General features: G+C 63.5%; 30 protein-coding genes. 28 read left to right on the top strand and 2 right to left on the bottom strand.

Features of this window, described 5'->3' with window-relative positions; genetic code table 11:
• Window positions 1-36: 36 nt before the first annotated feature.
• Window positions 37-801, bottom strand: a complete 765-nt coding sequence (locus AC07X9_RS18565; protein WP_063142267.1) for an IS6 family transposase — start codon at window positions 799-801, stop codon at window positions 37-39.
• 837 nt (window positions 802-1,638) lie between these two features.
• Between AC07X9_RS18565 and AC07X9_RS18560 the strand changes: the two genes are divergently transcribed.
• From AC07X9_RS18560 to AC07X9_RS18430, 27 genes are all read left to right on the top strand, one after another.
• A complete protein-coding gene (locus tag AC07X9_RS18560; protein ID WP_254908137.1) occupies window positions 1,639-2,526 on the top strand; it encodes a Mom family adenine methylcarbamoylation protein in 888 nt (295 codons plus the stop codon).
• A gap of 106 nt (window positions 2,527-2,632) precedes the next feature.
• Window positions 2,633-2,932 (top strand): hypothetical protein, encoded by a 300-nt coding sequence (locus AC07X9_RS18555; protein WP_086486215.1) that lies wholly within the window; start codon window positions 2,633-2,635, stop codon window positions 2,930-2,932.
• 291 nt (window positions 2,933-3,223) lie between these two features.
• The gene (locus tag AC07X9_RS18550) at window positions 3,224-4,462 is read left to right on the top strand and encodes a hypothetical protein (RefSeq protein ID WP_086486216.1); all 1,239 of its coding nucleotides are present in this window, start codon (window positions 3,224-3,226) and stop codon (window positions 4,460-4,462) included.
• Window positions 4,463-4,547: 85 nt separating this feature from the next.
• Window positions 4,548-4,793: a hypothetical protein gene (locus AC07X9_RS18545; protein WP_086486217.1), complete on the top strand. Its 246-nt coding sequence runs from the start codon at window positions 4,548-4,550 to the stop codon at window positions 4,791-4,793.
• Window positions 4,794-4,878: 85 nt separating this feature from the next.
• A complete protein-coding gene (locus tag AC07X9_RS18540) occupies window positions 4,879-5,358 on the top strand; it encodes a hypothetical protein (RefSeq protein ID WP_086486218.1) in 480 nt (159 codons plus the stop codon).
• Window positions 5,358-5,717: a hypothetical protein gene (locus tag AC07X9_RS18535; RefSeq protein ID WP_086486219.1), complete on the top strand. Its 360-nt coding sequence runs from the start codon at window positions 5,358-5,360 to the stop codon at window positions 5,715-5,717. Before AC07X9_RS18540 ends, AC07X9_RS18535 begins: the two co-directional genes overlap by 1 nt.
• Window positions 5,710-5,928 carry a hypothetical protein gene (locus AC07X9_RS18530; protein WP_086486220.1) on the top strand — a complete coding sequence of 73 codons (219 nt, stop codon included), beginning with the start codon at window positions 5,710-5,712 and terminating at the stop codon, window positions 5,926-5,928. Before AC07X9_RS18535 ends, AC07X9_RS18530 begins: the two co-directional genes overlap by 8 nt.
• A complete protein-coding gene (locus tag AC07X9_RS18525) occupies window positions 5,925-6,206 on the top strand; it encodes a hypothetical protein (protein WP_086486221.1) in 282 nt (93 codons plus the stop codon). Before AC07X9_RS18530 ends, AC07X9_RS18525 begins: the two co-directional genes overlap by 4 nt.
• A gap of 65 nt (window positions 6,207-6,271) precedes the next feature.
• Window positions 6,272-6,748, top strand: a complete 477-nt coding sequence (locus AC07X9_RS18520) for a hypothetical protein (RefSeq protein WP_086486222.1) — start codon at window positions 6,272-6,274, stop codon at window positions 6,746-6,748.
• Window positions 6,749-6,906: 158 nt separating this feature from the next.
• The gene (locus AC07X9_RS18515) at window positions 6,907-12,066 is read left to right on the top strand and encodes a helicase-like domain-containing protein (protein WP_254908138.1); all 5,160 of its coding nucleotides are present in this window, start codon (window positions 6,907-6,909) and stop codon (window positions 12,064-12,066) included.
• A gap of 135 nt (window positions 12,067-12,201) precedes the next feature.
• Window positions 12,202-12,894: a DUF5983 family protein gene (locus AC07X9_RS18510; RefSeq protein ID WP_086486223.1), complete on the top strand. Its 693-nt coding sequence runs from the start codon at window positions 12,202-12,204 to the stop codon at window positions 12,892-12,894.
• Window positions 12,895-12,967: 73 nt separating this feature from the next.
• Window positions 12,968-13,612, top strand: coding sequence for a hypothetical protein (locus tag AC07X9_RS18505; RefSeq protein WP_086486224.1), 645 nt, complete (start codon window positions 12,968-12,970; stop codon window positions 13,610-13,612).
• 12 nt (window positions 13,613-13,624) lie between these two features.
• Entirely contained in the window at window positions 13,625-14,086 is a 462-nt protein-coding gene (locus AC07X9_RS18500) for a hypothetical protein (protein WP_086486225.1), read from the top strand.
• Window positions 14,087-14,131: 45 nt separating this feature from the next.
• Window positions 14,132-14,611, top strand: coding sequence for a hypothetical protein (locus AC07X9_RS18495; protein ID WP_086486226.1), 480 nt, complete (start codon window positions 14,132-14,134; stop codon window positions 14,609-14,611).
• A 159-nt stretch (window positions 14,612-14,770) separates the two neighbouring features.
• The gene (locus AC07X9_RS18490; RefSeq protein ID WP_086486227.1) at window positions 14,771-16,255 is read left to right on the top strand and encodes a DUF3560 domain-containing protein; all 1,485 of its coding nucleotides are present in this window, start codon (window positions 14,771-14,773) and stop codon (window positions 16,253-16,255) included.
• Complete coding sequence (locus tag AC07X9_RS18485; RefSeq protein ID WP_176342156.1) at window positions 16,252-16,968, top strand: methyltransferase type 11; 717 nt, start codon at window positions 16,252-16,254, stop codon at window positions 16,966-16,968. Before AC07X9_RS18490 ends, AC07X9_RS18485 begins: the two co-directional genes overlap by 4 nt.
• A 29-nt stretch (window positions 16,969-16,997) precedes the next feature.
• On the top strand, window positions 16,998-19,097 hold the full coding sequence (locus tag AC07X9_RS18480; RefSeq protein ID WP_254908139.1) for a sensor histidine kinase: 2,100 nt from the start codon (window positions 16,998-17,000) through the stop codon (window positions 19,095-19,097).
• A 274-nt stretch (window positions 19,098-19,371) separates the two neighbouring features.
• Window positions 19,372-19,911, top strand: a complete 540-nt coding sequence (locus AC07X9_RS18475) for a hypothetical protein (RefSeq protein WP_086486228.1) — start codon at window positions 19,372-19,374, stop codon at window positions 19,909-19,911.
• A 2-nt stretch (window positions 19,912-19,913) separates the two neighbouring features.
• Complete coding sequence (locus AC07X9_RS18470) at window positions 19,914-20,210, top strand: hypothetical protein (RefSeq protein ID WP_086486229.1); 297 nt, start codon at window positions 19,914-19,916, stop codon at window positions 20,208-20,210.
• Entirely contained in the window at window positions 20,207-20,605 is a 399-nt protein-coding gene (locus AC07X9_RS18465) for a hypothetical protein (RefSeq protein WP_086486230.1), read from the top strand. Before AC07X9_RS18470 ends, AC07X9_RS18465 begins: the two co-directional genes overlap by 4 nt.
• 73 nt (window positions 20,606-20,678) lie before the next feature.
• Window positions 20,679-21,227 carry an ATP-binding protein gene (locus AC07X9_RS18460; RefSeq protein ID WP_140159632.1) on the top strand — a complete coding sequence of 183 codons (549 nt, stop codon included), beginning with the start codon at window positions 20,679-20,681 and terminating at the stop codon, window positions 21,225-21,227.
• 156 nt (window positions 21,228-21,383) lie between these two features.
• Window positions 21,384-21,815, top strand: coding sequence for a hypothetical protein (locus tag AC07X9_RS18455; protein ID WP_086486232.1), 432 nt, complete (start codon window positions 21,384-21,386; stop codon window positions 21,813-21,815).
• Window positions 21,816-22,056: 241 nt separating this feature from the next.
• Complete coding sequence (locus AC07X9_RS18450; RefSeq protein WP_086486434.1) at window positions 22,057-22,245, top strand: hypothetical protein; 189 nt, start codon at window positions 22,057-22,059, stop codon at window positions 22,243-22,245.
• 93 nt (window positions 22,246-22,338) lie between these two features.
• Entirely contained in the window at window positions 22,339-22,632 is a 294-nt protein-coding gene (locus AC07X9_RS18445) for a hypothetical protein (protein WP_086486233.1), read from the top strand.
• On the top strand, window positions 22,629-23,189 hold the full coding sequence (locus AC07X9_RS18440; protein WP_086486234.1) for a hypothetical protein: 561 nt from the start codon (window positions 22,629-22,631) through the stop codon (window positions 23,187-23,189). Before AC07X9_RS18445 ends, AC07X9_RS18440 begins: the two co-directional genes overlap by 4 nt.
• 127 nt (window positions 23,190-23,316) lie before the next feature.
• Window positions 23,317-23,967, top strand: a complete 651-nt coding sequence (locus tag AC07X9_RS18435) for a DUF8835 domain-containing pootine (RefSeq protein WP_086486235.1) — start codon at window positions 23,317-23,319, stop codon at window positions 23,965-23,967.
• Window positions 23,968-23,999: 32 nt separating this feature from the next.
• Window positions 24,000-24,455: a hypothetical protein gene (locus AC07X9_RS18430; RefSeq protein WP_086486236.1), complete on the top strand. Its 456-nt coding sequence runs from the start codon at window positions 24,000-24,002 to the stop codon at window positions 24,453-24,455.
• Window positions 24,456-24,601: 146 nt separating this feature from the next.
• Here the strand turns inward: AC07X9_RS18430 and AC07X9_RS18425 are convergent, their stop codons facing one another.
• Complete coding sequence (locus AC07X9_RS18425) at window positions 24,602-25,000, bottom strand: hypothetical protein (RefSeq protein WP_086486237.1); 399 nt, start codon at window positions 24,998-25,000, stop codon at window positions 24,602-24,604.
• 143 nt (window positions 25,001-25,143) lie between these two features.
• On the opposite strand from AC07X9_RS18425, the gene AC07X9_RS18420 reads away from it, so the two are divergent.
• Window positions 25,144-25,353 (top strand): DUF5818 domain-containing protein, encoded by a 210-nt coding sequence (locus tag AC07X9_RS18420; RefSeq protein WP_086486238.1) that lies wholly within the window; start codon window positions 25,144-25,146, stop codon window positions 25,351-25,353.
• Window positions 25,354-25,371 lie beyond the last annotated feature (18 nt).

The raw sequence follows: 25,371 nt of genomic DNA, 5'->3' as shown, positions 1-25,371 counted from the left end.
TTGGTGACGGCCGGGCAGCGTCACCCCGTCTGGGGATCAGGCAGCATTGGCAAAATGCTGATTGAGCACGTCCATGGCCTCGGTCATGACCGAGGGGCCAATGCCAAATGCTCTTTCGATCAGACGCACCTCTCCCCTGATCCCTGGCTGCAGGCACCATGCCCGGGCTTGCCCTTTGCGCAGGGCGCGCATGACCTCGAAGCCCTTGATCGTGGCGTAGGCTGTCGGCATCGATTTGAAACCACGCACGGGCTTGATCAACAATTTGAGCTTGCCATGGTCGGCCTCGAGCACGTTGTTCAGGTATTTTACCTGCCGGTGTTCGGTTTCCAGGGCGAGCTTCCCTTCTCGTTTCAACTCGGCGATTGCGACGCCGTAGCTGGGGGCCTTGTCGGTGTTGAGTTTCGTTGGTTTCTCCCAGCCCTTCAGCCCGCGAAGGGCCTTTCCCAGAAAGCGCTTCGCGGCTTTGGCGCTGCGGGTCGACGAGAGGAAGAAGTCGATCGTGTCGCCCCTTTTGTCGACCGCCCGGTACAGGTAGGTCCATTTGCCCCGAACCTTGACGTAGGTCTCATCCAGACGCCAGCTCGGATCAAAGCCTCGCCGCCAGAACCAGCGCAACCGCTTCTCCATCTCCGGCGCATAGCGCTGCACCCAGCGATAGATGGTCGTGTGATCGACATCGATGCCACGTTCCGCCAGCATTTCCTCGAGATCGCGGTAGCTGATGCCGTACCGGCAGTACCAGCGGACCGCCCATAGGATGACCTCGCCGGTAAAATGCCGCCCTTTGAAATCGTCCATCACAACCGACCTTACCAATCCAAGGGCCCAACCTTGGCAACCGCATCAGAGTTTGCAACAGAGCCTCAGAGAGATTCAGAAACTGCACCGGATGCGCCGCGAGATACTCCCCGATCTGATAATCCCGAAAAGTCTCAGGGCGCTGAAACACTAGCGCGAACCCCCGCTTCGCTGTCATCATTTCGGCGATCATGCGCACGATGTCGCGCCTATCATGGGCTTGGGTTTCGTCGATCGAGAACAAGCCCGATGGGACCTGCTCGGACGGAACACTTGCGCCAGGCTCCAATCCTGACCGGGAGTTGTCGATGATGCTGTCCGGCGTCAGTTGTTCAAGCAGGGACGTCTTCCCGGTCCGCGCGCTCCCGGTGATGACCAGAACACCGCCGTCGTCCATGTAGCCGCGCAACTGCCGGTGGATGTCCTGCCACTCGCGGCTGCCCTGCCTGCAACCGGGCGCAGCGACGCTATGCCATCGCCAGTGACTGAACGGGACTGGCACGCTTTTGACTTTCTTCCAGGCATCATAGACCCGCGAAACCGTCTCGATGCTCACATAGGACCGAAATCTGTCGATCGCCTCGGACGATCCGCCATACTCCGCCAGCCATGCCGGGGGTGTCGTCATCATGTGCGAATCCTCCTTCCATACGCAATGAATAAGAGGCGCGAGAAACGGCGTCCAAACGATTTACCGTGCATCGATCCTCTTTAGCTGCGTGGGACATCGCCTGGTCGAAGACGGACCTGGTGCGGCTTGGCGTCGTGATCGATTTTCCTGGCCGTCATCAGAGCGTCAAACCGGCGGGAGGGGAGAGGGTGGGAGATGGTGATCCAATGGAGATTGCCGCCATGCTCACCACCCGCAGCCAGCGCTGGCGCGACCGCCGCTGCCGCTGGATTCCCAACGCCGCGGAAATCGATCCCAAGCGCCTCGCCGTCGATGTCATCAGCACGAAGTGTCAGGCGGCTCCCTTCGTGCGGGCGCATCACTATACGGCCTCAATGCCCGTCGCGCGGCTTTCGGTGGGACTCTTTGCCGACGGCAAGGGCGGTCGCCCCGAACTGGTCGGAGTTTGCGTCTTCTCACACCCGGTCAACAATGCCAGCGTGCCCAAGAGCGCGGGCCTCCCTGATCCACGCACGGCTTGCGACCTGGGGCGTCTCGTTATCGACGATTCCCAGGGAGGCAACGCCGAGACTTTCCTGATTGCCAGAGCATTCCGGCTTCTGCGGCGCGAGAAGCCCGATATTCTTTCGGTCATCTCCTATGCAGACCCCGTCAGACGCGTCGACGCCGACGGACGAGTTGTTCTGCCGGGGCATTGTGGTCTCATATATTGCGCGGCGGGCAGCCAATATTCGGGGAGATCGAGCCCGCGCACCGACCTGATTTTGCCCGATGGACAGCCAATCTCTTCGCGCGCCATATCCAAGATACGCAACGCGGAGTGCGGTCAGCGCTACGCAATGGATGCACTTCTCGAGGCCGGGGCGAGGCCGCCGCGTTTCGGCGAAGAGCGGGCAGATTGGCTCAGAGACCTTGAGCGCACCGGGTTCTTGCGCAGACGGCGCCACCCCGGCTGCCACACATATTTATTTCCTTTGACCAAGGCGGCCCGTCTCGCCGCCCGCAAGGTTCCGAGCCTGCCTTACCCGGTGCTCGATCGCGCGGCGACCGAAGGTGACGTCACCGCATTACCGTTGTTGGCTCATGCCGCTTGAGCGCGGTGATACTAAGGAAGTGTGCCACCATCTGGTGGCGCAATGCGCGACTTTTATGATCTTCCGACCGCTCAAAATGATAAAGTGCCGACAAAGGAGGAGCAAGATGCCGTTCCGCGAAGGTCATATCTATCCACTCAGGAATCCAGAGCGGTTTATCGCGGAATTGGGCGAGATCACTCACGATCGCCGAACGCCTCTTCTCGGTATTGCCCTTGAGCTGCCGTCCAGCGCATTCAATCACGCGCTTCTGGCATACTATGGCCCAATTCCGACGGATGCGGTCGCGCATGACGCCTTCATCACGACCGACCAAGGCGATGTGCACCCGAACATGGATAAACCGATTTCCATTCATCTCGACGATGTCGTGTTGGAGGAAGGCCGGATTCTTCGGCGCGAGTGATCCACCGTCCCTTTCATCGGTGATTTCCGGACGCTGATGACGATAATGTCGTCGGAACAGCCAGGTGCGCTTCCAGCACGCTCCCGCCCGGTCACGGCCACAACAAGACGGATTCCGGAACGAACCTAATCTCAGGTTTCAAATTCTTCTCACGAAGACAGTCCGGATCGCGGCCCGAAAGGTTCGAGCCTGCCCTATCCGGTCCTCGATCGGGCCACGGCGCAAGGCGATTTGACCGCCCTCCCGTTGCTTCACCTCGCAGCTTGAGAAGCCGCGCAAAGGATTCTCGACATGACCGACATCTTCGACCCCGCCGTTGCGGGATGCTGGATGGCGCGCGGCCGTCCGGCTCACCACGCCCACGCGATTGCCGAGGCGTGGCGATGCTTCCCCGATCTCCCGAACGACGCTCCGCTGGACGCCCGCATGGCGCGGACCCGCGAGCGCGTGCAGATGCTTCGACCGCTCCATGAGGCCATCAGCCTGGAAACCGAGCTGCAGCGCAGGGCCGCGAACTTCGCCTTTGTCGAGCGCCAGATCGCACAAGGCAGCACCGACAGCCGCTACGCCGCAATCCTCCATGCCCGCGACGTTCACGGCCATGATTGGGACGCTGCCTGTGCCTATGCCGATGGCCATTATGCAGCCCGTGCCGGATGGGTGTCACGGCCGCCATCGTCGCTCCTATCGGGCCAGCCGGACGAGCGCTGCCTCGCCTACGAGCAGGGTTTTCAGGATGGCGGCGGCCAGCCCGACGATATCTTCGACGTCGCCCGACGATCCTTTGCCGTCACGCGGCCCGAGCCCGTGCAGACGGACAGCCCGCAACTCGCACGGCCGCTTCCTAGCCAATGGCCGAGCCCGACCGACGTCCCGCCGCCGGTTTCCTGGCATAGGCGCCTGCTCCTCCTCGGAGCTTCCGAACTCGCCGAAGGAACGATCGGCATTCTCACGATGCTGCGCGAGCGGCCCGGACACGAGAGCACGACGCTGCTCGCAATCGGCAGGGAGTCCGGACTCCAATCGCTATCGATACCGACCGGCCCGGCGGCCATCGATGGCGTAGCGCTCCGCCAGCAGCTGCGCCGCGGCGACTATGCCGATATTCTGGTCGTTGCCGACGACACGGAACTCGCCCGCATCGACGCCGATGCCGATATCCTGCCGCTCGCTCGAACCATGGAACGCACGCGCAATTCCGTGCTCCAGCAACGCGCGCAGTTTCGCCACTGGCTCGCACGCGGCCGCGCTTCCGGCGACCAGTTCGCCGCCGGACATATTCGCTGGAGCAAGATGGCCGCCGGGCTGTCGGGACGGCTCGGGGACTTCACCGCGCGTTATGCAGGGAAGGTGGAACCACGCGGACACCGCATCGTGGTCGAAGATGCAAGCGGTAGTCCGGCATTCGGCTACCGCACGGCGTTTGGCCAGGAACTCCACCCGGAGATCGTGATCGGGAACAAGGGCCATGCCCGCAGCGCGATGGCCGCCTTGCTGCGCCAATATGCCGCGTCGCTCCGCCTCGGTTGATCGCAAGCCCACGCGAGATTGCCGGCCAGAGACCCCTGCCGCTCGAAACGTCATCACGTCTTTCTCTATCGATAGGGAATCTTCCATGCCTAGCCAGCGATCCGTCCGCTCGCTTCGCGATCGGCGCTACACCGTCGCACCCGAATATTGCGGTCTGGCCGAGCGATGTTTCATTGCCCGCTTCCGCGGCGATTGGCTCGGCCGATCCGCGACCCGCACCGGCGCTGTCGCGATCAACCGTGCGCACGCGGCCATTGAACGCGCGCGCCGGTCACTCGCCCAGGCGCAAGCCGATCTCGACCTCGCCATCACGCGCGGCCGCGAAAGCTGACGCGCGGCCTTTCCCCAAACGCATCCACACCAGTCTGTTCCAGCCCGCCGCTTGTCGGGCGGGGGCGCAACCTACGGAGGCTTTCATGGCTAATCGTGTTTCCGCATCCATCCGACTGGGAGGGTTGCTTCTCCCGGCCGCCTATGAGGAATTGGGAGAAATCATCCTCGCCGCGCGCCTGTCGATCGAATGGGATGGAGAACTCTTCGATCCCTCCCATCGCACCCCGGGCAAGCCACTCGACCTTTACGCCCACGAGGTGATCGGTGGAAGGTTCGAGGAACTCGAGGACAGGTGCGTCGAGCTCAAGCTGCCCTTTGTCCGCTCATGCGACGGCTATCCCGGTGAGTGGAGCCCCGAGCGGGTCGTCTTCACCGGCGAAGGCGGGCCTGCCTCCTATCCGGCCGATGAAGCCGGTCATGTCGTGATGAACCGGGGCACCGCCAAGCGGCTCGGCTCGCACGAAGCGATCATCGCCTGGTTCGACGCCGGAGATTTTCGCGTGCCTGCCCTGGTCGTCGAGGGCGATCCCGTCGACGTCCCGTTCCCCGAAAGGACACTTTGATGACAATCCAACGCAAGGTGCTGGTCGTTATGCGATCCAGCCACCTTCACACCGAGCTGGTCGAGGTCACCGCCAAGGTGAACGTCATCGGCGACGCCATGAACTCCAAGGTCGAGGCCGATCTCCCGGCTATCGAACGCCAGGCACGCAAAGCCCTGCGGAGTCAGGAGCCTCTGCCCGGACAATCCCAACCCGGCTTTGGCCCTTGGTATGAACCCGAAAACGCCTTCGAAGTCGACTTCGTGCTCTGCGCGCCCGTCGACGCGGCGATGAACCGGGGCCGCATCGTCGTGGTCGAGCAGGTCGCGACCGACACGGTCCATCGCTGGGGCAAGGGACGGGAGACGAACGATGGCTAGATATCAGGTCGAGGTGAAGGCCTTCATCACCGTCATCGTCGATGCGGAGGCACCCGGCGAGGCGCGCCAACGCGCCGATCACTTTGTCGAGTGGCTCTCTCCCACAATCGAGCAGATCGACGATTACAGCGACGATCACGAACCCATCGACACCGACACTGGCCCGTTCAGCGTCGATGGCGAGAGCTGCGTCGAGGAGGTCGGCGGATGAGCAAGCTCCATCATGTCCACGTCTACACGACGATCAGGGTCAAGGTCGCCGTGACTGCCGACGACCACACGGACGCAATGCGGCAAGCCGAGGCAATCGTGGGCAGGGGCGTCTTCCCCGTTCGCCTGTTGCCCCATTCTGCGGCCGTGCTCGACGCCCAGCCGGCTGAGGAAATCACCGCTTATCTGGTCGACGAAGCGGACGATCCCGAGTTCGAGAATAGCTGCTCTTACGGCCCGGATTACCGCCCTGAGGAGACGCAGGACGGCCAGCACTGATCGCATGGAGGGAAGGGGGAGAGGGGAAGGGGCTCCGCTTGGTGGAGCGGTCAGGAGCCTTCCCCATGCACATCGAACTGCGAAACGTCCACTATAGCACCGCCCTGTCGCAGGAGACTGCCGCTTATACCGCCGACCTCTGGATCGACGGCGAACTGGCCTTCCATGCACGCAATCAGGGCACGGGTGGCGCGGACTTCTATCATCGGGTCGGCCGGTGGACCCAATCCGAGGTCGACGCCTGGCTGGCCGCTAACCGGCCGCCGCGCTCACTGGACGACTTCACCTGCGATCATGATCTCGAACTCGAGGTGAGCGATCTGCTCGCCCGCTGGGTCGAGGGCCGCAGACTGATGCGCCTGCTCCGCACCAACCTGATCACGATCGAGAACGGCCAGATCCTGCAATATCCCTTGCGCAAGCGGCCGCTGGCGATCGTCGCACGCGCCGTGCGGGCCACCAACCCCGAGGCCGTCATCGTCAACGACGCTGGCGAGGACGTCCTCACGCGCGCCCTCGACCTGCTCCTCTCGGGGCACTGACCCCAAGCCCTTCTCGCGGGCGAGACCTCCCAAACCGCTGCGCCATCAAGGCGCGCGTCTCCGTCTCCCGGTTCTCTCGGCCCTGCCGCGGTCCGACCCCTTCAGGATCCGGGCTGCCGCGCCGTGCCCGCGGAACCTCCAGAAAAGGAAGCACCCCCATGCGAAACAGTGCATCCGCGCTGGCTCTCCAGCTCAGCCTCGACTTCGACCAAATCGTTGCCTCCGCCAGCGAGGCCATCGCCCGCGACGGTGGGCAGCCGACGTTCCTGGCCCCGGCCGCGAGCAGTCTCGCCGCAGCCACGCTGCCTGTACCGTCGTTCGACTTCTCCTTCGACGTCGGGCGGACCCTGGCGCCTTCCTGGAAGGGCCGTGCGCAGGACAATATCGAAGCGATCAGGCTCCTGAACCTTCTGGACCGGGAGCATAGGCCGCCTACGCCGGACGAGCAGGCGGTGATCGCGCGGTTCGTCGGCTTCGGCGCCTCCGAACTTGCGAACAATATCTTCGCCGATCGTTCGGGCCGCTTCCGCGAGGACTGGGAAGACCTCGGCCAGCGCCTGATCGCCGAAACGACCGACCGCGAACTCCAGTCGCTCAAGCGCGCCACGCAATATGCCCATTACACGCCCGAATACATCGTCCGGGCAATGTGGGAGGCCGCCCGCATCCTTGGTTTCAATGGCGGGCAAATCCTCGAACCGGGATGCGGCAGCGGCCTGTTCATGGGGCTTCGGCCCGACGATCTCTCCAGCGACACGGTCTTCGTCGGCATCGAGAACGATCCCATCACTGCCCGCGTCACGAGCGCGCTCTATCCAAACCAGGTCATCCGCTGCATCGACTTCGACAAGGCGTCGCTGCCTTGCGACTTCGACCTCGCGATAGGCAATCCGCCTTTCTCGAACCTCACCATCCACAACAAGACCCAGCTCGGTCGCCTCGGCCTGTCGCTCCACGACTTCTTCATCGCGAAGGCGCTCGAGCAACTTCGTCCGGGCGGCATCGCGCTGTTCGTGACCTCGCGATACACGCTCGATAAGAGCGACCCGAAAGCCCGCCTCCACATGGAGTCCCTCGCCGACTTCCTGGGAGCGGTGCGCCTTCCGAGCAAGGCCATGAAGGAAGAAGCCGGCACCGACGTCGTCGTCGACATCCTGCTCTTCAAGAAGCGCGCGCCCAATGCGCCGTTCGCCGTGCGAAACTGGATCGACCTCGCCGAGATTCCCGACAGTGACGAAGGCTTCGGGCCGCTACGGATCAACAGCTATTTCCTCGACCATCCCGATCACGTCCTCGGGCGCCATCAATGGCGAAGCGGCCAGTTCGGCATGGAATATTCCTGCGCGGCCGAGCCAGACATCGAACTGGGAACCGCGCTCGCGTCCACCTTATTGGCGATCGCATCGAAACATGAGGGCACCCACAGCGCGATCGACCGTGCGACATCGCTGCGCGACAAGCTCGATGTCGCCGTGGACGTTGCAGTCGGCACCGCGGCCGACGAAGCTGACTTCAAGGAAGGCAGCTATCTCGTTTCGAGCGGCATCCTGCACCAGATCGTCGACGGGGTTCCCGCGCAAGTCAGCGTCAAGACCGGGCGCGGCGACAGCGGCCTGTTCCAGAAGCATGCCAACATCATCAGGGGCCTGATCCCCATCCGGGATGCCGTCCGGGCGATCCTGCGCGCGCAGCTCAATGACCGACCCTATGCCGGCCTGCAAGAAACGCTGCTCGACCACTACCGGCGCTTCATCAAGAAGCACGGGCCGATCAACCGGACGATCACCAGCATCCGCACCGATCCGGAGACCGGCGCCGAAAAGGAATATCAGCGTCGCCCGAACCTCCAGCCGTTCCTCGATGACCCCGACGTCTGGCTGGTGGCCTCGATCGAGAATTACGACGAGGCCAGCGATACCGGCGTGCCCGGTGCGATCTTTACCGAACGCGTCGTCAAGCCACCGGTGGTCCAGGATATCCATTCGGCGCAGGACGCCCTTGCCGTTTCCCTCCACGACCGCGGCCGCGTCGATATACCCCTGATCGCCGGATTGCTCGGCGTCACCGAGGCCGAAGCGCTCGCGGATCTTGCAGACGACGTCTATCTCGATCCGCTCCGCAGCACGCCGCATTTCGACCACTGGGTGCCGGCCGATGAAGCGCTGTCAGGCCCGGTTCGCACCAAGCTCGCCCTCGCGCGCGAGAAGGCCGAAACCGATCCGAGGTTCGCGGCCACCGCAACCGCGCTCGAGGCGGTCCAGCCGGTCGACCTCAAGCCGAGCGAGATCACCGCGCGTCTTGGCGCTCCCTGGATCCCCGTGGACGTCATCGAGACGTTCGTCGCGGAGACCATGGAGGTCACCACCCGCATTCATCACACGGTAGCTGTCGCGAGTTGGACGGTCGACAAGGCGCCGTTCCTCGGACATGTCAGCTCGACCTCGATCTGGGGCACAGCGCGCCGCGGCGCAGCCGACCTGCTGGAAGACGCCCTCAACTCGCACATCCCCAAGATCTACGATGTCCACCGGGATGCGGACGGTTCCGAGCGCCGCGAACTCAACACGACCGACACCGAGGCGGCCAAAGAGAAGCTCGCGGCGATCAAGTCGACCTTCGAGACGTGGGTCTGGCAGGAAAGCGAGCGCGCCGATCGACTGGTCCGGATCTACAACGACGCCTTCAACAACCTCGTGCCGCGGACGTTCAACGGCAAGCATCTGAAGCTGCCGGGCGCATCGACAACGATCCGCATGCGCGATCACCAGAAGCGTGTCGTCTGGCGGATCGTCGCCGCGGGCTCGACCTACGTCGCTCACAGCGTCGGCGCCGGAAAGACGTTCAGCCTCTGCGCTGCCGTCATGGAGCAGCGCCGTCTCGGCCTTGCCAACAAGCCGATGATCGCGGTGCCCAATCACTGCCTCGCACAGATCGCACGCGAATTCCTGATGCTCTATCCCACGGCACGGATCCTCGTTGCCGACGACACGAACTTCGTGAGGGAAAAGCGCCAGCGGTTCCTGGCACGCGCGGCCACCGGCAACTGGGACGCGATCATCATCACGCATCATGCGTTCAAGTTCATCCCGACGCCGACCGCGTTCGAGAAGAACCTGATTGAAGATCAGCTCGCGAGCTACGAAGTGCTGATCACGGGCATCGACAACGAGGATCGCGTTTCGCGCAAGCGCGTCGAGCGCCTCAAGGAAGGTCTCAAGCAGCGGCTCGAAAATCTGCAGGCCCGCAAGGACGATCTCGTGCATATCGGCGAGATCGGCATCGACCAGATCCTTGTCGACGAGGCCCAGCAGTTCCGCAAGCTGACCTTTGCGACGAACCTCGGCGACCTGAAGGGCGTCGATCCGGCGGGTTCGCAGCGCGCCTGGGACCTCTATGTGAAGACCCGCTATCTGGCCGGCATCAACCCCGGACGCGAACTGATCCTCTCCTCCGGCACGCCTATCACCAACACGCTTGGCGAAATGTACACGCTCCAGCGGTTCATGCAGCCCGACGAGCTCCAGGCAAAAGGCATGCACGAGTTCGACGCCTGGGCGGCGAACTTCGGAGACACCCGCACCGAGCTCGAACTGCAGCCGAGCGGCAGCTACAAGCCCGTCACCCGCTTCTGCGAATTCGTGAACGTCGCCGACCTCATGGCGATGTATCGCAGCGTGGCGGACGTCGTGCTCAAGGACGATCTTCGCCAATATGTCCGCCTTCCGACCATCAAGGGCGGGAAACGCAAGATCATCGTCGCAAAGTCCGGCGCGCCTTTCAAAGCCTATCAGCGAGTGCTGGCCGGCCGCATCAAGGCCATCGAGAACCGCAGCGGGCGGCCGCAGAAGGGCGACGACATTCTCTTGTCGGTGATCACCGACGGCAGGCACTCCGCCATCGATCTGCGCTTCGTTGACCCAGGGACGGGCAACGATGAGGGCAACAAGCTCAATCTCCTGATCGAGAATGCCTATCGCATCTGGAAGGAGACGGCCGACAATCGCTACACCGACCCGGAAACCGGCAAGCCCTATCCGCTGCCGGGTGCCGTGCAGATGATCTTCTCGGATCTCGGCACCGAGGCCGCGCTCGAAACCCGCGGCTTTTCGGCTTATGTCTGGATCCGCGATCGATTGGTCGAGATGGGCGTCCCAGCCGACCAGATCGCGTTCATGCAGCACTACAAGAAGAACAGCGCGAAGCAGCGCCTGTTCAACGACCTCAACCAGGGACGAAAGCGCTTCGTCCTCGGCTCGACTGCCACCATGGGAACCGGCGTCAACGCCCAGCAGCGGCTGATTGCCCTGCACCACCTGGACGTTCCCTGGCTGCCATCCGATATCGAGCAGCGCGAAGGCCGGATCGAGCGTCAGGGCAACCAGAACGATGAGATCGAGCTCTACGGCTATGCCACGAGCGGCTCGATGGATGCGACCAACTGGCAGATGCTCGAGCGCAAGGCGCGCTTCATCGCCATGGCCATGTCTGGCGATCGCTCCATCCGCCGGATCGAGGATGTCGGCTCCAACGTCAATCAGTTCGCGCTGGCGAAGGCGCTCGCGTCCGGCGACGACCGCCTGATGAAGAAGGCCGGGCTCGATGCCGAAGTGGCACGGCTCCTGCGGCTACGCGACGCTCATATCGACGACCAGTTCAACATCCGCAGGACGATCCGGCGAACGACCGATGAAATCGAGAGCGGCCGTCGGCAGATCGCGTTGCTGGAATCCGACATTGCGCAACGCATCCCCACCGACGACGACAAGGTCATTTTCGAGACAGACGGCAGGACGATCACCGATCGCAAGGCGATCGGGGAGCATATCCTCCGCCTGGCTGACCAGATGCGCATGCGCGGCACGCCCGCTCGCTGGCTGCTCGGAACCTTCAACGGTTTCGAGCTGGAGATCTCGGGCAGCGAGGCGAGAGATGACGAAGGCCAGCGGTGTATCTCGAGCGCCGCCGTCATCCAGCACCACGGCGAACATCGCGGCTTCGAAATCACCGAAAAGACACGACCGGGCACGGTGGTCGGCCGGCTCGAGACGTCCATTCGCGATCTCGACACGGAGCTCGCCAATCTCAGGGCAAGCCTCGAAGCTGCCGAACGGCGTCTCCCGGCGTTCGAGGCGCGCCTGGGTCAGGACTTCTCCGACACTGCCTTGCTGGAGGAAAAACTCCAGGAGCTGGCTGACCTCGAGGCCGAGTTGGCAAGCACCAAGGGCGAGTTCGACCCTGGGAACGACAACGCACCCCTAACCGAGTTTGGCGGACATCAAGGCGAGTTGCTGCCGCACCCGGCTCTCTCTGCGGCCTGATCGGGCGCACCCGCATCCCCATAACGGAAACTCGCAGCAATCGGTGCCGATACCGGTGCCGTCGCCACCACACCCTGCCGGCGCACAGCAATGCAGTGCCTCCCGACTCCATGCCTATCAGGAAGGACCGACCACATGGCCGACTATACGCGATCCGCACATTTGGCGTTGCTGGCGCGTGCCAAAGCCGCCCTCGCGCCCCACGCCGCCTCCGCCGGCATATCCGATCTCATTGCCGATCTCGAAGCAGCTGTCGGACGGATCCAGCAGACGCCCGTTCCCTGGCCCGTTCCCGTCTACCTCGCCCTGATCGGACATGGCCATGGGACCAGCGTCGCGGCCGCCGTCAGCCACAAGGGTCTGTTGGACCAAGTCGCGGTGTTCTGCCGCTCGCAATGGGGCGAGATCAACGACGACCGCGATCCCGCCAGCCTCGACGCCTCCCTTGTGGTGCGCGATTATTTCAATCGTCACCCGGAAGACCGACTGGTCAGCCGCATGGACTGGATCGAACCGGACATCGGATACGATCCAGAGCGCCTCGAGATCGGCAACTATCTCGCTTTGTCGTCACGCCATATCTCGTGGCCAACGACCCTGACGATCGACGAATGGATGACGCGCGACCCCTCGGACCGCCCCGTCAGCATTGCCGACACCCATTATGGCTGGCTCATCTGCACCGTTCCGTCCTCCTTCGGCGATCGCTCAGCGATCCCCGACGACCTCACCGATACGCTGTCGTTCGCGCAAGAGAAGGGGTGCGACTATTTGATCCTGGACCGCGATGCGTCCACGACTGACCGGCTGCCATGTTTCGAATGGTGACCGCCCGACGGGAGGGAAGGGGGAGGGATTGGGGCGGGCGTGAAGATGCGCCCGAACTCCAGGAGACCTCCCCATGTCCTATGACCTGGCCTTTCGGCACCAGCAGGCGCTCGACCCTTCGGCGCTTCGCACTCTGCCAAACGCCCTCTACGCGCTCAACGCCGCGATAGACGACTGCCGCAATGCCGGACGACCGCAAGACCGCGATCCGGCCGTCATCCTGCTCGCCCGCCATCTCGGCGCCATCGCCTCGGAAATCGGAGACTCCGATGCCGAGCTTCGCCGCGCCTGCATGGACGCCATCGCCGACCTTCGTCGCAAGCCGGCACTCATCCCACTGGCCCACAAGGGCGTCGCCTATGACGAACGCGCGAAGAAGCTGTTCCATAGCGACGGACGAATGGCGTTGCGTGCGCTTGCCGACGCGCTCGGCCTGGCCAGCGACACGTATGATATCCGCTCGAACCGCGGCGGGATCGCGGTGAGCGGCTCGGTCACCCTTCACGGCACGAGCATCTACGTACAGCTCAGCCTCGATCTCAGGGATCGTGGCCGCGAGGTGATGTTCCGCAAGGTCGCCGGCCGCCAGGACCATGTCGGCGATCGTAACAATTGGGCATCGGTCGAAGAACTGGTCCGACCGGCTCGATTTGCCGCCCGCATCCGTCGCGACCTCAACCTTCCCCAATCGGATGCTGCAGCTCGACTGGCCGCCTGAAGGAAACACGCCATGGAAATCATCGTCACCCGTTCCCGCATCGCGGGGAGGCTCCCGCACTATGTCTATCGCGCCCTGGTGCCCGCCGATAATGTCACACCCGAACGCCGCGCGCTTTCCGGCACAGTTGTCGGGCCCAGGAATATCGGATCCTTCACCTGCGTTCGTATCGCCCCGCTGCTGGCGCCCGAGCGCTATTTCGAGATGCCCCATAGTGAGCGCGGCGACCTCGCCTCCCGCATCGGAGCCCTCGCGCGCCGCGTCGAGACGCTGATCATCAGGGCCATCTTTCCCGAGATGACTGCGGCCTCGCCGCCCATCGTCTTCCAGCTCGATTGTGACCCGGGCGACGCTTTCGCCTGGACCGACATGGACGACCTGACCGGCGCCTTCGATCGCCTCGAGCCTGATCTCGGCGTGCTCACCGACCTCAATCTCGGACTGAACCGCGCGCCCGGCCGTTACGCCGCCTGACGCCGCAGCCTGTCCGTCTTCATTCCGAACCGGAGAACCATTGCCATGACCGTTATCGGACACAATCTGATCCGCAGGGTCGAGAGCTTCGATGGCTATGACGTCCTCGCTCACCCCCTTCCAAACCGGGACGACCGCGTCTTTCATCGCGGCGAATCCGAAACCTCCCGCGTCTCGGTCACCTATGCATCACACGATGTGCGGATCGCCCGGCCGACGGGTATCGGCGGCAAGGGCCGCCTCGCAATCCTGATGCACCATGGCGGCGGACGCCATGTTCTCGAATTCTATGAAAGCGCCTTGCCGATCGCCGAGGCTCTCCTCGCGCTGCCGGAACGGGAGCAATATGCGCTTGCCTATACACTTCTCGAGCAGGCCGACGAATGCGCCTCCGGCGCCCGCGCGGCGGAAGCCGATCGCTGGGCGCATGCGTATGTCGACGGCCGCATTCGCAAGCGCCGCAGTGGCGGCAGGCGCTATGTCCATATCGAAACGCCCGATGAGAAGATGCTCCGGCTTTCCTAGCGCCGACTGACGTTCCGGCGCGCGCAAACACATCATCGCCTGCCCGCCGCCAGGCAATCGCGAACACCGCCAATCCCCGATCCGCGCCGATCACTCACCGGCGCGACGCCCCCACTCGCCCCGGCACATGCCGACCCGCCACTCCTGAAAGGACGAACAATGACCAGCTTCACCGCAACATATAGCCCCGAGGACAACAAGATCCGCCTCTATGCGTCTTCGCGGCTTGATGCCGAGACCTATGCCCGGGTCAAGGAGGCGGGGTTCGTCTGGGCCCCGAAACAGGAGCTATTCGTCGCTCCCAAATGGACGCCGCAGCGCGAGGACCTGGCCGTCGAACTCGCCGGCGAAATCGAAGCCGAGGAGATGACGCTGGCCGAGCGCGCCGCCATCAAGGCCGAACGGCTCGATGGCCTGGCCCACAAGCGCCATGCGCAAGCCAACGTCTTCGCCCGCCGCGCCGAGCAGCTCTCCCAGGCGTTCCATATGGGACAGCCCATCCTTATCGGCCATCATAGCGAGCGCGGCGCGCGCAAGACCCAGGAGCGCATGCATTCGGCCATGACCGCTTCGAACGAGGCCGCCAAGGCTGCGACCTACTGGCTCTATCGGTCCACCGGCGTCGAGCGCTTCGCCAATATGAAGAACGATCCGCGCACCCGCGCGAACCGGATCAAGACCCTGCTGGCCGAGCTGCGCGACCTCCAGCGCGGGATCAATACGGCCTATGCGGCGCTTGCGATCTGGGACGAATTCACGACGGACGACCAGATTCGCCATGCGCTCGGTAACATGGATCCGCGCAAGACCTGGTCGAACTATGATCTCTACTACAAGGTGGACAAGGGCGAGATCACGCCGGCCGATGCCCGGCAATCGTGCATTGAAGGGGCAACTCTCGCCGTCAACGGTCCCATCCGCCGCCGCTGGATCGAGCACGTCCTGAACCGGCTTGCGTTCGAGCGCTCCATGCTGGGCAACGTCCAACGCTATGAGGGCGAGCTGACGCCGGTCGTCATCCAGGCATTCGCCCGCGAGCACGGCGCGGAAAGTCCCAAATGCACCATTCCGTACCCGGGGAACCTGCGCCTCGAAAGCCCGGTCCCGCTTCCCGCGCATATCGCCCCGGATAGCTCGCTTACCTTGAGCGAGGATGGCTGGCGCGACCTGATGCAGGCCAGCGGTTACACCGTTCCCGTCAAGGCATCGCGCCGCGGTTCGGCCAAACCGGACGCAGTGCCGCTGATCAACCCGTCTCGCGAGCAGGCCGAGCGGCTCCAGACGATATGGAACCTACGCGTGGTCGCATCGTGCAAGAGCAAGCATGGCGTGGCCAAGTCCGGGGCGGTCTACCCGACGACCCAGGCCATCTATTCCCAGAATTCGAAAGGGGACTATTCCCCGTTCAAGACGATCGAGATCGACGCCGATGGCCGGCGCGTCCGGATGGAATGGCAGAGACAGGAACGCGTGCGCTCCGGCGAACCGGTTGCGCGTATCCGCATCTCGACGATCGGTGCCGAGTTCTACAAACCCGACTCAGTCGTCGTGATCACCGACAAGCCGGCAAAGCCTCTGCCGATCGACCTCGAAGCCCTCGAAGAGCGCGCGCGAGACGCCGCGAACGAGGAGATGGCGGCATGAAGTCGAGCGTTTACACACGGCCCGCCAAACCGCTTTACCTTGCGGTGAGGTCGCGCCGCAATTTCGCCAAGGCGGAGATTGCGCCCGCATCCGACATCCTCGCCGTCGACAAATCCACCGAATGCCATGTGACGCCGCCCGATGTCGCGGCACGGATGGTGCGCTATCTCGGCGCGGTCGGCGATTATCTGACCCTCGAACCCAGCGCGGGAACCGGCAACCTTTCCCGCGCCCTCATCGAAAGCGGACATAGCCGCTATGAGCTGGTGCAGGTCGAACGGCATATCGCACTGTCCGCCCAGCTTCACCGGTTCGGGACCATCATCAATCGCTGCTTTCTCGAATATGCGGCGGAGGTGCGCGGCAAGGTCGAGTTTCCCCGCGTCATCATGAACCCGCCGTTCAGCGACGCTGACAAGCATGTAGCGGCCGCCCGCGATCTCCTGGGACCAAACGGGCATGGCGAAGCGCCGACGCTGGTCGCGCTCGTGCCAGTCACCTTCCGGGCGGACGGAATGGAGACGCTCGAAGAACTGCCCATCGATACTTTTTCAGCGGCCAGGGTGCGGACCAAGATCATCCGCATTCGCCTCGCCTCCCTACCATCCGAATCCCGCCGAGGCCGACGCGGCCCAGACACGTTGCCGGCCGCCCATAGAGCGAACGTGGTTCTGGACCTCGACCTTGTCGGTTCGGCCCGGATCGCCGCCTGACCCCTCTCCCAAGCGAAAGGACGTGCGCCATGCACGATTCCCATTGCACCTTCGCGCTCGAAACCGCGGCCTGTCTCTGGGAAGCGGTGATGGACTTGCGCGACAATCCCGCCTCGCTCCCCGGCGATATCGAGCGCGCATTGCAGATACGCGCGGCGTTCGAAGCAATCGGCGCCGCCGCCATACGCTCCACCGTCATTGGCTGGACCGATATCGTTGATGCGGACTGGAGCAGCATCGCCGACGACTATCTGGGGTGCTTCGACTGGGATTTCGTTCCCGACTGGATCATCCGCCATGTCGACTGGTCCGATCCCTTCCACCCCATCGCCCGGCATCGGATTAGCCGGTTCAGCGAGGAAGCCAGCCCGGACGGAGGGGAGGGAGCCGGGAACGGTTGCGACGAGGATGTCGCGGCCAATGCGGAGACCTCCATGACCTTTCCTGCCACGATCAAGACCACAGTCGGCCAGTCCCTCATCACCAAGATCGGAAGATTCTTCAATGGAACCGTGTCGGACTGCCTCACCGAGACGATCCAGAACAGCAGGCGCGCCGGCGCGACCCATATCGAAATCGCGAAGATCGAAAAGAACGATCGCCCTGTGCTCCTCATTCGTGATGATGGGCGCGGCATTGCCGAGCCGGCCAAGTTCCTGACGCTCGGCGATTCCGGATGGAGCGAGGCCGTTGCCCGCTCCGAGGATCCGGCAGGCATGGGCGTGTTCAGCCTGGCGGGCCGTCACGTCACCGTTCGCTCTCATGCGGCCGAGCTTGGCGCGGCCTGGCAGGTGACCATCACGCCCGACGCGTGGGAAAGTGGCAAGCTGCTCGACCTTGTCCCGTCCTCGCTCGCCAAGGGCACCGAAATCGAGATCGACCTGCCCGAAAGCTGGGCCAGCGCCCTCGATCAGGCGGTGAAGGACGCCGCGCGCTTCTGCCCGGTGCCGATCTCCTTCGATGGAAACCGGTTGCCTCGCGAAAGCTTCCTTGCCGAAGCGACGCGGACCGAGGAGTGGAACGGCTGCAAGATCGGCATCTTCGTCGACGAGCGCAGTCCGCATCGCGAAAAGCCCCGGATCAACTTTCACGGACTGACCGTGCCGTGCAGCCTTCCGCATATATGCGATACCGACGGCAGCCGCGGATGGTATGCAAAAGTCGATATCGTCGATGCACCGACCCTCCAGCTTGTGCTGCCGGCGCGCAAGGAGGTCGTCCAGAACGCCGCGCTCGATGCCCTTCGCGAAGCCTGCGAGGCGGCAATCTATCGCACCATCGCCTGCGAAGGCCACCATCGGCTTTCCCATGCCCAATGGCTGAGAGCGAAGTCATTGGGGATCGTCCTGCCCGAAGCCGCGCCATGGCTTTCGGCCTGGGCGCCGCGCACCGCAGAGATGGACAGCATCTTCCTCGGCGAACGGGTGGCCGGCGAGCCGATGATCCTGATGCCGTCGGATGAACCCCATATCGAGCAATGCGCCGGCCGCGCCATCGCTTCGGGACATCTGCTCCGCGCACGCCCGGTTCATCCCAAAGGCGAATTCGTGGGCTATAGCTGGTACGATGCCCTGCCGCGGATGCTCGGCTGCTCCTTCCGGATCGAGCGAGAACCGGACGACATCTTCGACTATACGGACGGTGCCCAACTGCCGCCCTCCATTGTCTCCGGGCGGGTCGATGCGATCACCCTCGAACTTGCCGTGCAAAGAGCAGGCGGTGCCGACCAGCCCGCGGAGATCCTTGGATTGCCCACGGACGTCCTCATCGTTCCCGGCGAGTGCTGGAGCGGTCTCGAAGAGGTCTCCATCTTCCTCACCGCCGACTGCGCGATCACGCCCCTCCAGCTCGCCACGCTCTTGGAAGATGCCTGCTTCTGGCCGAGCGAAGACAGCGATGCCGACAGCTATGAGACCCAGCAGGCTGCTTTCGAAATGCAGGCACGCTTTGCCGCCAACATGCTCCTGCTCGGCGAGGATGCCGCGATCATCGAGCGGGTCCGTGAGGCCATGCGCGAACATGTCTCCTGGCTGATCCCCAAGGATCGGGCGATCACCATGCACGCCGTGAATCACAAGGTGGAAGCCGCCTTCGTCGACCCCGACGCGCCGGAACTCACCGTCGCCTGACATCTGTCCTGCACGGGTCGATTGGCGATCATGCAGGACCAGGCCCACATGTATACGCCGCAAAGCCGGATCGTTCGCGCTCGCCGCGACGCTGTGCCAGGCACCCGCCCCGGAACCGTCATCTCAAGCGCCACGGGCGACCTGGTTCGGGCGGGTGCCCTCAGCGTGCATCCTATCAGACGGTGACGCTCCCCAGCCGGCAACGCCCGTGGCGCCAGCCGGCCTCGCGCGCGGCCCATTTCCCCTCACGATTTCGACAACAGGGAGACACAAGATGTCCAACACCTATCTGGAAACGGCGTTCAACCTGCCGGTGACACCCGACGAGACCGCGATACTCGAAGAATGTTTCGTAACCGCCGCGGAAATTTCCGCTGGGTTTGCCAGCATCCCCGAGGCGAACGAGCTTGACGCCGCGAAGACATATTATGCATCCCGCAGCAGCGCATTCAAGACGATCTTCCCGGTGCAGCCCGAAGAGGAAGACCCGTTCGCAGCATTCCTCAGCCTCTGGTCGGACCCCGACTTTCCCAGCTTCGACGCCGAACTGACGGTACACGACAGCCGTGACGGCAAAGGACAGGTCGCGTTCATCCACGGCCAGGAGGCGGATGTTTCCGCGCTCGCATCCCTCATCCAGAAGGTCTGCAAGTCGGCTCTGCCATTCGGCTTCGAATGGGCCGTTGTGACCGACCGGGTCCGACCGGATGGGTTCGGCGGCGGCTATTTTGTCGTCACCGAGACCGAGATCTTTGGCGGCTCGACGCACTGGCTGATGGAGGAGACCCTACAGACCTTGCGGGCGGGAGCGTGATCATGGCGGACGCGATCACCACCAGCGTGACACTCCATGTCGAGGTCCTCGATCCCCAAGCCATGTGGGATCACGCTCACAGATCCTATGCCCTGTCGCACCTGGACCACAAGGTCCATGATGATACCCAGCCGACAGGATTGGCCGACGAGCTTATTGCCGAATTCGTGGCCCTTTGCGGCGCTCGCAACGAGCCCGATATCGGCGACTGTCTGCGCATGATCTTCGATCCTGGCGAAAGCCCGCCGGGCATCCTGATCGAGGACAGTTCCGCTGAAGTGCAGGGGCTGCATTTATGAAACCCGTCCTCAAGCGGCCCTGCGACGAGTGCCCGTGGCGCCGCGATCATCCCGCCGGATGGCTCGGCGGCTATCGCCCCGGAGACTTCACACAGCAGATCCTGTTCGATGGTCCGCCGCTTCCTTGCCACAAGACTATTCCCGGTGACGGAACTGACGCACGCGCGATGTGCGCCGGCGCCCTCATCTTCATGCGCAACTGCGCCAAGGGCGCGCACCATCCCGATTATGGTGACGCGCTTGAGACGGTCGCGCCCGATACGGAAACCGTCTTCCAATGGTCGCAGGAGTTTCTCGACCATCACAATGCCCGCAGAACTGGATCGAAAGTGCCCGCGGCCGGATCGGCAAACGGCCGTAAATCGCTTCCGACCGGCGACACGACCGGCGGCTGACCAAAGACTGCCATGGAGGGAAGGGGGCGGGAGTGGTTGCGACGAGGGTTTCGCTGCCAACAAGGAGGTTCTCATGCCTTTTCCTACACCCGCCTGCATTGTCGACACCCCGCACCGGATTGCGTCGGCAAATATGCGTCCAGGCTCGCTCCCCGAGATTCTGGACGAACTGTTCTGTATCGCTTGCCAGGCCGACGCCTATGAGATCCACGTCGAGACGTTCGACTATGAGGGGCGTCCAACCCTATCCGTCTATGATAACGGCTCTGGGATCGACAGTCCGCGAGCCTTGCTGGCGCTCGATGCGTTCGGGTGGCGCGAAGAGGCTGCGCAGTCGGAAAATGCCGACCAGGTCGCGCTTTCCAGCCTCGCGGGACGCCATACGATCGTCCGTTCCGGTCCGGACGAAACTGAACCCGGATGGAGCGCAACAATACCGCCCAAGGCCTGGAGTGGCGACGCGCCCATCACATTTGAACCCGATGCCGGTCTTCGCGGCACCAACATCATGATCGAGATTCCCATTGGCTGGCGAACCGGGCTCGAAGATGCCGTCGCGGCGGCGGCAGCGGATATCCCGATCCGGGTCTACTTCCACGCCAGATGGAAGAACCGCGCCTGATCTCTGAAACCAGATTACCGGAACATTCGCTGTTGCCGAACCGGCCGGAACGATTTCCGGTCAGCTAAAGCGCGCATGATGCCCACCAACAGCCTTTTCCCCTGACCGGCCAGGCCGAGACCAAGTCTCGCCGGTCAATCGCCCAGGAGGACGCGCATGACGGATGACCAATTTGATACCCTGCTCGATGATGCCACCCATGCCGTCAACAACCTTATCCCCGACCAATGGCTGAACATGCTTGGAGGCCACGGCCGGTCGGGCCTCCTTGTCCAGATCAACGACGCGCTGACGCCGATCCTGCACGACGCCTTCGATCATATTGCGCATGCGACTCACAATCCGACACGCGCCTGCACAGTCGCCGCAATGATCTGCGAATTGCTCGAAACCCATATTGCGAAATGCGATGAGAGCGGCGATGGCAGCGGCGACCGGCCATACCATGTGATCTCACCCGTTCACGGCACCCGCGCCAACATCGACAGCATTGCCAGTTGCGATGTCGAGACGGGAACGCAGGTATATCTTGTGCTGGACGATGACGCCGCATTTCAGATTACCGTGGAAGCCGCTTTCCTAGATTGAAACAAGCCCGACGCCGTGCTTGCGTAGCGAGTCGGCGCTCGCATCGAGGCGGTGCGAACTGAATGTCGTTTCGGTCGCAGAATCCCGCATTCTCGGCATTACCGCTCCGCGGCAATCCACTCTCCGCTATAGAACCTCGCGTTGGGCGCGATGGTCAGGAGTGGTCCCCGCACCTGGGGCTATTCCGAGACCAGTCTTCCCTCGCGGCATCCCTCACCGCAAATCTCCCATGGAGGATATCATGGTCCCTCTTTCTCCGCTCAGGGGACGTCTCGCAGGCTTTCCGAACGCTTACGCCTGCGCGATCCAGCGCTGGACCGCCACCGGCCGCAACCAGTTTGTCATCCGCACCGGCGATCCCGTCCAGCCGTTTCGCGTGACGGAAGCGCGTCCGGCCAACGACGAAAATCTGGTCCTGCGCGTCGCCTGATCGCAACGCTCCAGTCGGTCGACCGATGGCGCGTCGACGGTGGACTCCGCACCTGCGGCCCACGTCGCCTGCACACGATTCGTTCGATAGCCGATGTCCGACATTGCGGGACCGTCGGCGATCTTCTCGCGCGCAGCCGTCGGCGAGATCGGCGCGGGCTTCTCCACCAACAATCGTCATGAGGGCAATCCAATGGATGGCGCCGATCAATATCTGGTAGAACCCGGCATGTGGATCCGAACGGAGGAGGGCGAGAAGCTCTTCTTTCGGCGATACTCATCCACCGGCCATTGGGGCTTCTTTTCCGAAAGCAACCACCACAACGCGCGCGAGCACAAGCTTCCGCTCGCCGGTCTCAGACCCTGGCCCAAGGAGCGCCGGACATGAAAACCCATGCAATGGCGAGCGGACTGCGGGTCACGCTGTCGAAGACCGAATTGCAGGCCTTGCTCAAGCTCGCGCAATATGGTGCCGAGCAGATCGCCGCCGCCCGGCATCATTATATCCTGCCCCAACGCCAGGAAGCCGTGGCGGCCGATGTCATCCAGGGCCTCGAACGCGGCCTAGTATCGGTCCAGTGGAAACAGGCCGAGGCCAAGGCCAGGCGAGAGGCACCCAAGCGAGAGGCCGAACGCCGCGCAGCTCGCGAGCATCACGCCCGGATCGACGGCTATGCTGTCTGGGGCATGCTGGGTGACTGGACCGATATCTCCGACGATCCGGATCGGCGCCAGTGGGCGGATATGTTCCACCCCGACACCAGGCCCCGCGAGCAGGGCGAGGTCCGGCGCAATGTCTGGCGGATCTTCATCAGCAAGGGCAGCGCGGCCCTGGACGACCTCGTGGTGCTGTCCGGTGATTGCACGATGACCGCCGACCGGGACGAGATCGAGCCGCTCGCGCGCAGGATCATCGCCCGCCATCAGGACCGGCCCCACTCCTGACGTGCGCCGCCCCGGCTGACCAGCGAGCGAACGCGGGGCTCCCCAGCGATGTGCGAACTTGTGCTCGCGGCACCCGACCGCCGAGCGCCCCCGCTGGCCTCGGCCGCATTCCGCAAGGATCCAGACCATGCCCGAATTCATGAAAATCGAGACCTATCGTCTCGACGAACTGCCCGAGAGCGCGAAGGCGAACGCCCGAAACTGGTATCGCGAAACCTGCCTCGACCACGATTGGCACGACGTCACGTTCGACGACTTCGAAGAGGTCTGCGACATTCTCGGGGTCGTGCTCAGGACCGACATCGTGCGCCTCTTCGGTGGAGGCACGCGCAGCAAGCCGCGCATCTATTTCAGCGGCTTCTGGAACCAGGGCGATGGCGCTTGCTATGACGGCACCTATTCCTATGCCAAGGGCGCCCATCGCCGGATACGGGACCATGCGCCCATCGACCTCGAGCTTCACCGGATCGCTGACGCCCTGCGGGCAGCGCAACGCCGCAACTTCTACCAGCTCAGCGCCGACATCCGTCCTCGCGGGCGCTACTATCACGAACACAGCATGGTGATCACGGTCGAGCGGGAGGGAACCGCCCAGGACATGACCGCCGACGCCGAAGAAGCGATCATGCAAGCGCTGCGCGATCTCGCCTGCTGGCTCTATCGTCGTCTCGGCGCGGAGTATGACTATCTCAGCTCCGACGAGGCGGTCGATCAAGACATCGGCGCCAACGGCTACAGATTCACGGCCGCAGGCGAACGCTTCGCGCGCCTCGCATAGCCAGCTCGACGCTCACGGCAGGAGACTCGCAGATGACCGGAACCGTCCGTCTGTCCGCCGATGATATCCGGCAGCTACGAACCGTCGCCGAGCAGAGCGCGCGCCGCGAGAGGGCCGCCTCGCGTTACACGATCGAGATCGCCGAACGCTTCCATCTCGCGACGGGCCGGACGGCCCTCAATATCCTCCTGATCAGTGACGATCCCGACTGGGCCGACACCGACCTCAACACGACACATCCCTGGTCGCGGATGCGAGACCGCCACGAGCTTGCGAATGGCCGGGCGCTGTTCGATCTCTATGTCTACGAACGGCCCGCCTTCGGTGAGACCGGCGATCTTGTGTGCTGCGTTCAGGCTGAACTCGATGCGCGGGGTCTTGCCGTGGTCCATGCGGACGGCAACAGGGACATCTGGCGCCGCCCGGCCTTGCCGCCTGACCTCCCCGAGAATCCGGCGCGAAAACCATCGCCGATCGAGAGATCATAAGGCGCCGGATGCGATCTCTGGCGGGCAGTTTCACAAGCACGCCGATCAATGCGCGACCCGGCCAGACGCCGATAGGCCTCGTTGTGCGGCACGCGGGAAAGAGGCAGCTTCGCCGGGCGGCGACCGCCCCCTCCATCACCTTCCGGCTACTGGCCCGTCTGACCGAGAATATCGGCAATCGGCCGCGCCATGTCGACGCGCCGCTTCATGAGATCGGTGAGCCAACAAAGATGCGCGGCCGCATCGGCGAGCGGCAACTCGCAAACTTCCTCGAACATCTCGCGCTGATAGTCGAGGTCGCGCTCGAGGATGTCGCGCAGCCGCCGACGCGCCGGGCTGTCGTCATCCTCGATCTCTTCATTCGCCTCGCGCGCCGCGTCCAGAAACGCCTCGGCCAGTTCCTGCGCTTCATAATAGCCGCCATCGAGACCCTCGCTCGCCGCGAGGCTTGCCAGCCGCCGGCGCACCAGCGGCAGCTCGGGATCGACCGCAGCATCGTTCAGCGGCAGGTTGAAATCATAGCCGGCGAGATAGTCGCGGATCATAGCGTGCACCTCCATGGCTGGAAGAACATAATTCGAACAAGATTGCAACCGCCACGTCTGTCGTGCCATGGACGGATTATGTCCGGTTCAACTTTTCTCCTATATCTCGACGCATATCCAGGCCAGTCCGAAAGTATTTTCGGATGACCGAAAGCAGGCCGCCGCTCCGTCTGCGCGGAATCGTCCGTATCAGTGAACGAGGTCCACTCCTCGAAATCGAGGACGGGCCGGTCTGGCGTCTTGATACGCTCGAAGATATGTGCGTTCACGAAGGCAATATGGTGCAAGTCGAGGCATGGCAACGCGGACCCAGCGTTCTCGAGATTCTCTGGATCGGCCCTGTCAGCCAATAATCCGGCCTCTTCAACATC

Source organism: Sphingobium sp. GW456-12-10-14-TSB1 (genome assembly GCF_059424385.1).
Note: the sequence above shows the minus strand (reverse complement) of the source record. Positions and strands in the feature narration are given on the sequence as shown.

What these genes read in the sequence shown, in the direction of transcription:
- AC07X9_RS18565 (WP_063142267.1), bottom strand. Translation starts at nt 801, where the DNA reads ATGGACGATTTCAAAGGGCGGCATTTTACCGGCGAGGTCATCCTATGG.
- AC07X9_RS18560 (WP_254908137.1), top strand. Translation starts at nt 1,639, where the DNA reads ATGGAGATTGCCGCCATGCTCACCACCCGCAGCCAGCGCTGGCGCGAC.
- AC07X9_RS18555 (WP_086486215.1), top strand. Translation starts at nt 2,633, where the DNA reads ATGCCGTTCCGCGAAGGTCATATCTATCCACTCAGGAATCCAGAGCGG.
- AC07X9_RS18550 (WP_086486216.1), top strand. Translation starts at nt 3,224, where the DNA reads ATGACCGACATCTTCGACCCCGCCGTTGCGGGATGCTGGATGGCGCGC.
- AC07X9_RS18545 (WP_086486217.1), top strand. Translation starts at nt 4,548, where the DNA reads ATGCCTAGCCAGCGATCCGTCCGCTCGCTTCGCGATCGGCGCTACACC.
- AC07X9_RS18540 (WP_086486218.1), top strand. Translation starts at nt 4,879, where the DNA reads ATGGCTAATCGTGTTTCCGCATCCATCCGACTGGGAGGGTTGCTTCTC.
- AC07X9_RS18535 (WP_086486219.1), top strand. Translation starts at nt 5,358, where the DNA reads ATGACAATCCAACGCAAGGTGCTGGTCGTTATGCGATCCAGCCACCTT.
- AC07X9_RS18530 (WP_086486220.1), top strand. Translation starts at nt 5,710, where the DNA reads ATGGCTAGATATCAGGTCGAGGTGAAGGCCTTCATCACCGTCATCGTC.
- AC07X9_RS18525 (WP_086486221.1), top strand. Translation starts at nt 5,925, where the DNA reads ATGAGCAAGCTCCATCATGTCCACGTCTACACGACGATCAGGGTCAAG.
- AC07X9_RS18520 (WP_086486222.1), top strand. Translation starts at nt 6,272, where the DNA reads ATGCACATCGAACTGCGAAACGTCCACTATAGCACCGCCCTGTCGCAG.
- AC07X9_RS18515 (WP_254908138.1), top strand. Translation starts at nt 6,907, where the DNA reads ATGCGAAACAGTGCATCCGCGCTGGCTCTCCAGCTCAGCCTCGACTTC.
- AC07X9_RS18510 (WP_086486223.1), top strand. Translation starts at nt 12,202, where the DNA reads ATGGCCGACTATACGCGATCCGCACATTTGGCGTTGCTGGCGCGTGCC.
- AC07X9_RS18505 (WP_086486224.1), top strand. Translation starts at nt 12,968, where the DNA reads ATGTCCTATGACCTGGCCTTTCGGCACCAGCAGGCGCTCGACCCTTCG.
- AC07X9_RS18500 (WP_086486225.1), top strand. Translation starts at nt 13,625, where the DNA reads ATGGAAATCATCGTCACCCGTTCCCGCATCGCGGGGAGGCTCCCGCAC.
- AC07X9_RS18495 (WP_086486226.1), top strand. Translation starts at nt 14,132, where the DNA reads ATGACCGTTATCGGACACAATCTGATCCGCAGGGTCGAGAGCTTCGAT.
- AC07X9_RS18490 (WP_086486227.1), top strand. Translation starts at nt 14,771, where the DNA reads ATGACCAGCTTCACCGCAACATATAGCCCCGAGGACAACAAGATCCGC.
- AC07X9_RS18485 (WP_176342156.1), top strand. Translation starts at nt 16,252, where the DNA reads ATGAAGTCGAGCGTTTACACACGGCCCGCCAAACCGCTTTACCTTGCG.
- AC07X9_RS18480 (WP_254908139.1), top strand. Translation starts at nt 16,998, where the DNA reads ATGCACGATTCCCATTGCACCTTCGCGCTCGAAACCGCGGCCTGTCTC.
- AC07X9_RS18475 (WP_086486228.1), top strand. Translation starts at nt 19,372, where the DNA reads ATGTCCAACACCTATCTGGAAACGGCGTTCAACCTGCCGGTGACACCC.
- AC07X9_RS18470 (WP_086486229.1), top strand. Translation starts at nt 19,914, where the DNA reads ATGGCGGACGCGATCACCACCAGCGTGACACTCCATGTCGAGGTCCTC.
- AC07X9_RS18465 (WP_086486230.1), top strand. Translation starts at nt 20,207, where the DNA reads ATGAAACCCGTCCTCAAGCGGCCCTGCGACGAGTGCCCGTGGCGCCGC.
- AC07X9_RS18460 (WP_140159632.1), top strand. Translation starts at nt 20,679, where the DNA reads ATGCCTTTTCCTACACCCGCCTGCATTGTCGACACCCCGCACCGGATT.
- AC07X9_RS18455 (WP_086486232.1), top strand. Translation starts at nt 21,384, where the DNA reads ATGACGGATGACCAATTTGATACCCTGCTCGATGATGCCACCCATGCC.
- AC07X9_RS18450 (WP_086486434.1), top strand. Translation starts at nt 22,057, where the DNA reads ATGGTCCCTCTTTCTCCGCTCAGGGGACGTCTCGCAGGCTTTCCGAAC.
- AC07X9_RS18445 (WP_086486233.1), top strand. Translation starts at nt 22,339, where the DNA reads ATGTCCGACATTGCGGGACCGTCGGCGATCTTCTCGCGCGCAGCCGTC.
- AC07X9_RS18440 (WP_086486234.1), top strand. Translation starts at nt 22,629, where the DNA reads ATGAAAACCCATGCAATGGCGAGCGGACTGCGGGTCACGCTGTCGAAG.
- AC07X9_RS18435 (WP_086486235.1), top strand. Translation starts at nt 23,317, where the DNA reads ATGCCCGAATTCATGAAAATCGAGACCTATCGTCTCGACGAACTGCCC.
- AC07X9_RS18430 (WP_086486236.1), top strand. Translation starts at nt 24,000, where the DNA reads ATGACCGGAACCGTCCGTCTGTCCGCCGATGATATCCGGCAGCTACGA.
- AC07X9_RS18425 (WP_086486237.1), bottom strand. Translation starts at nt 25,000, where the DNA reads ATGATCCGCGACTATCTCGCCGGCTATGATTTCAACCTGCCGCTGAAC.
- AC07X9_RS18420 (WP_086486238.1), top strand. Translation starts at nt 25,144, where the DNA reads ATGACCGAAAGCAGGCCGCCGCTCCGTCTGCGCGGAATCGTCCGTATC.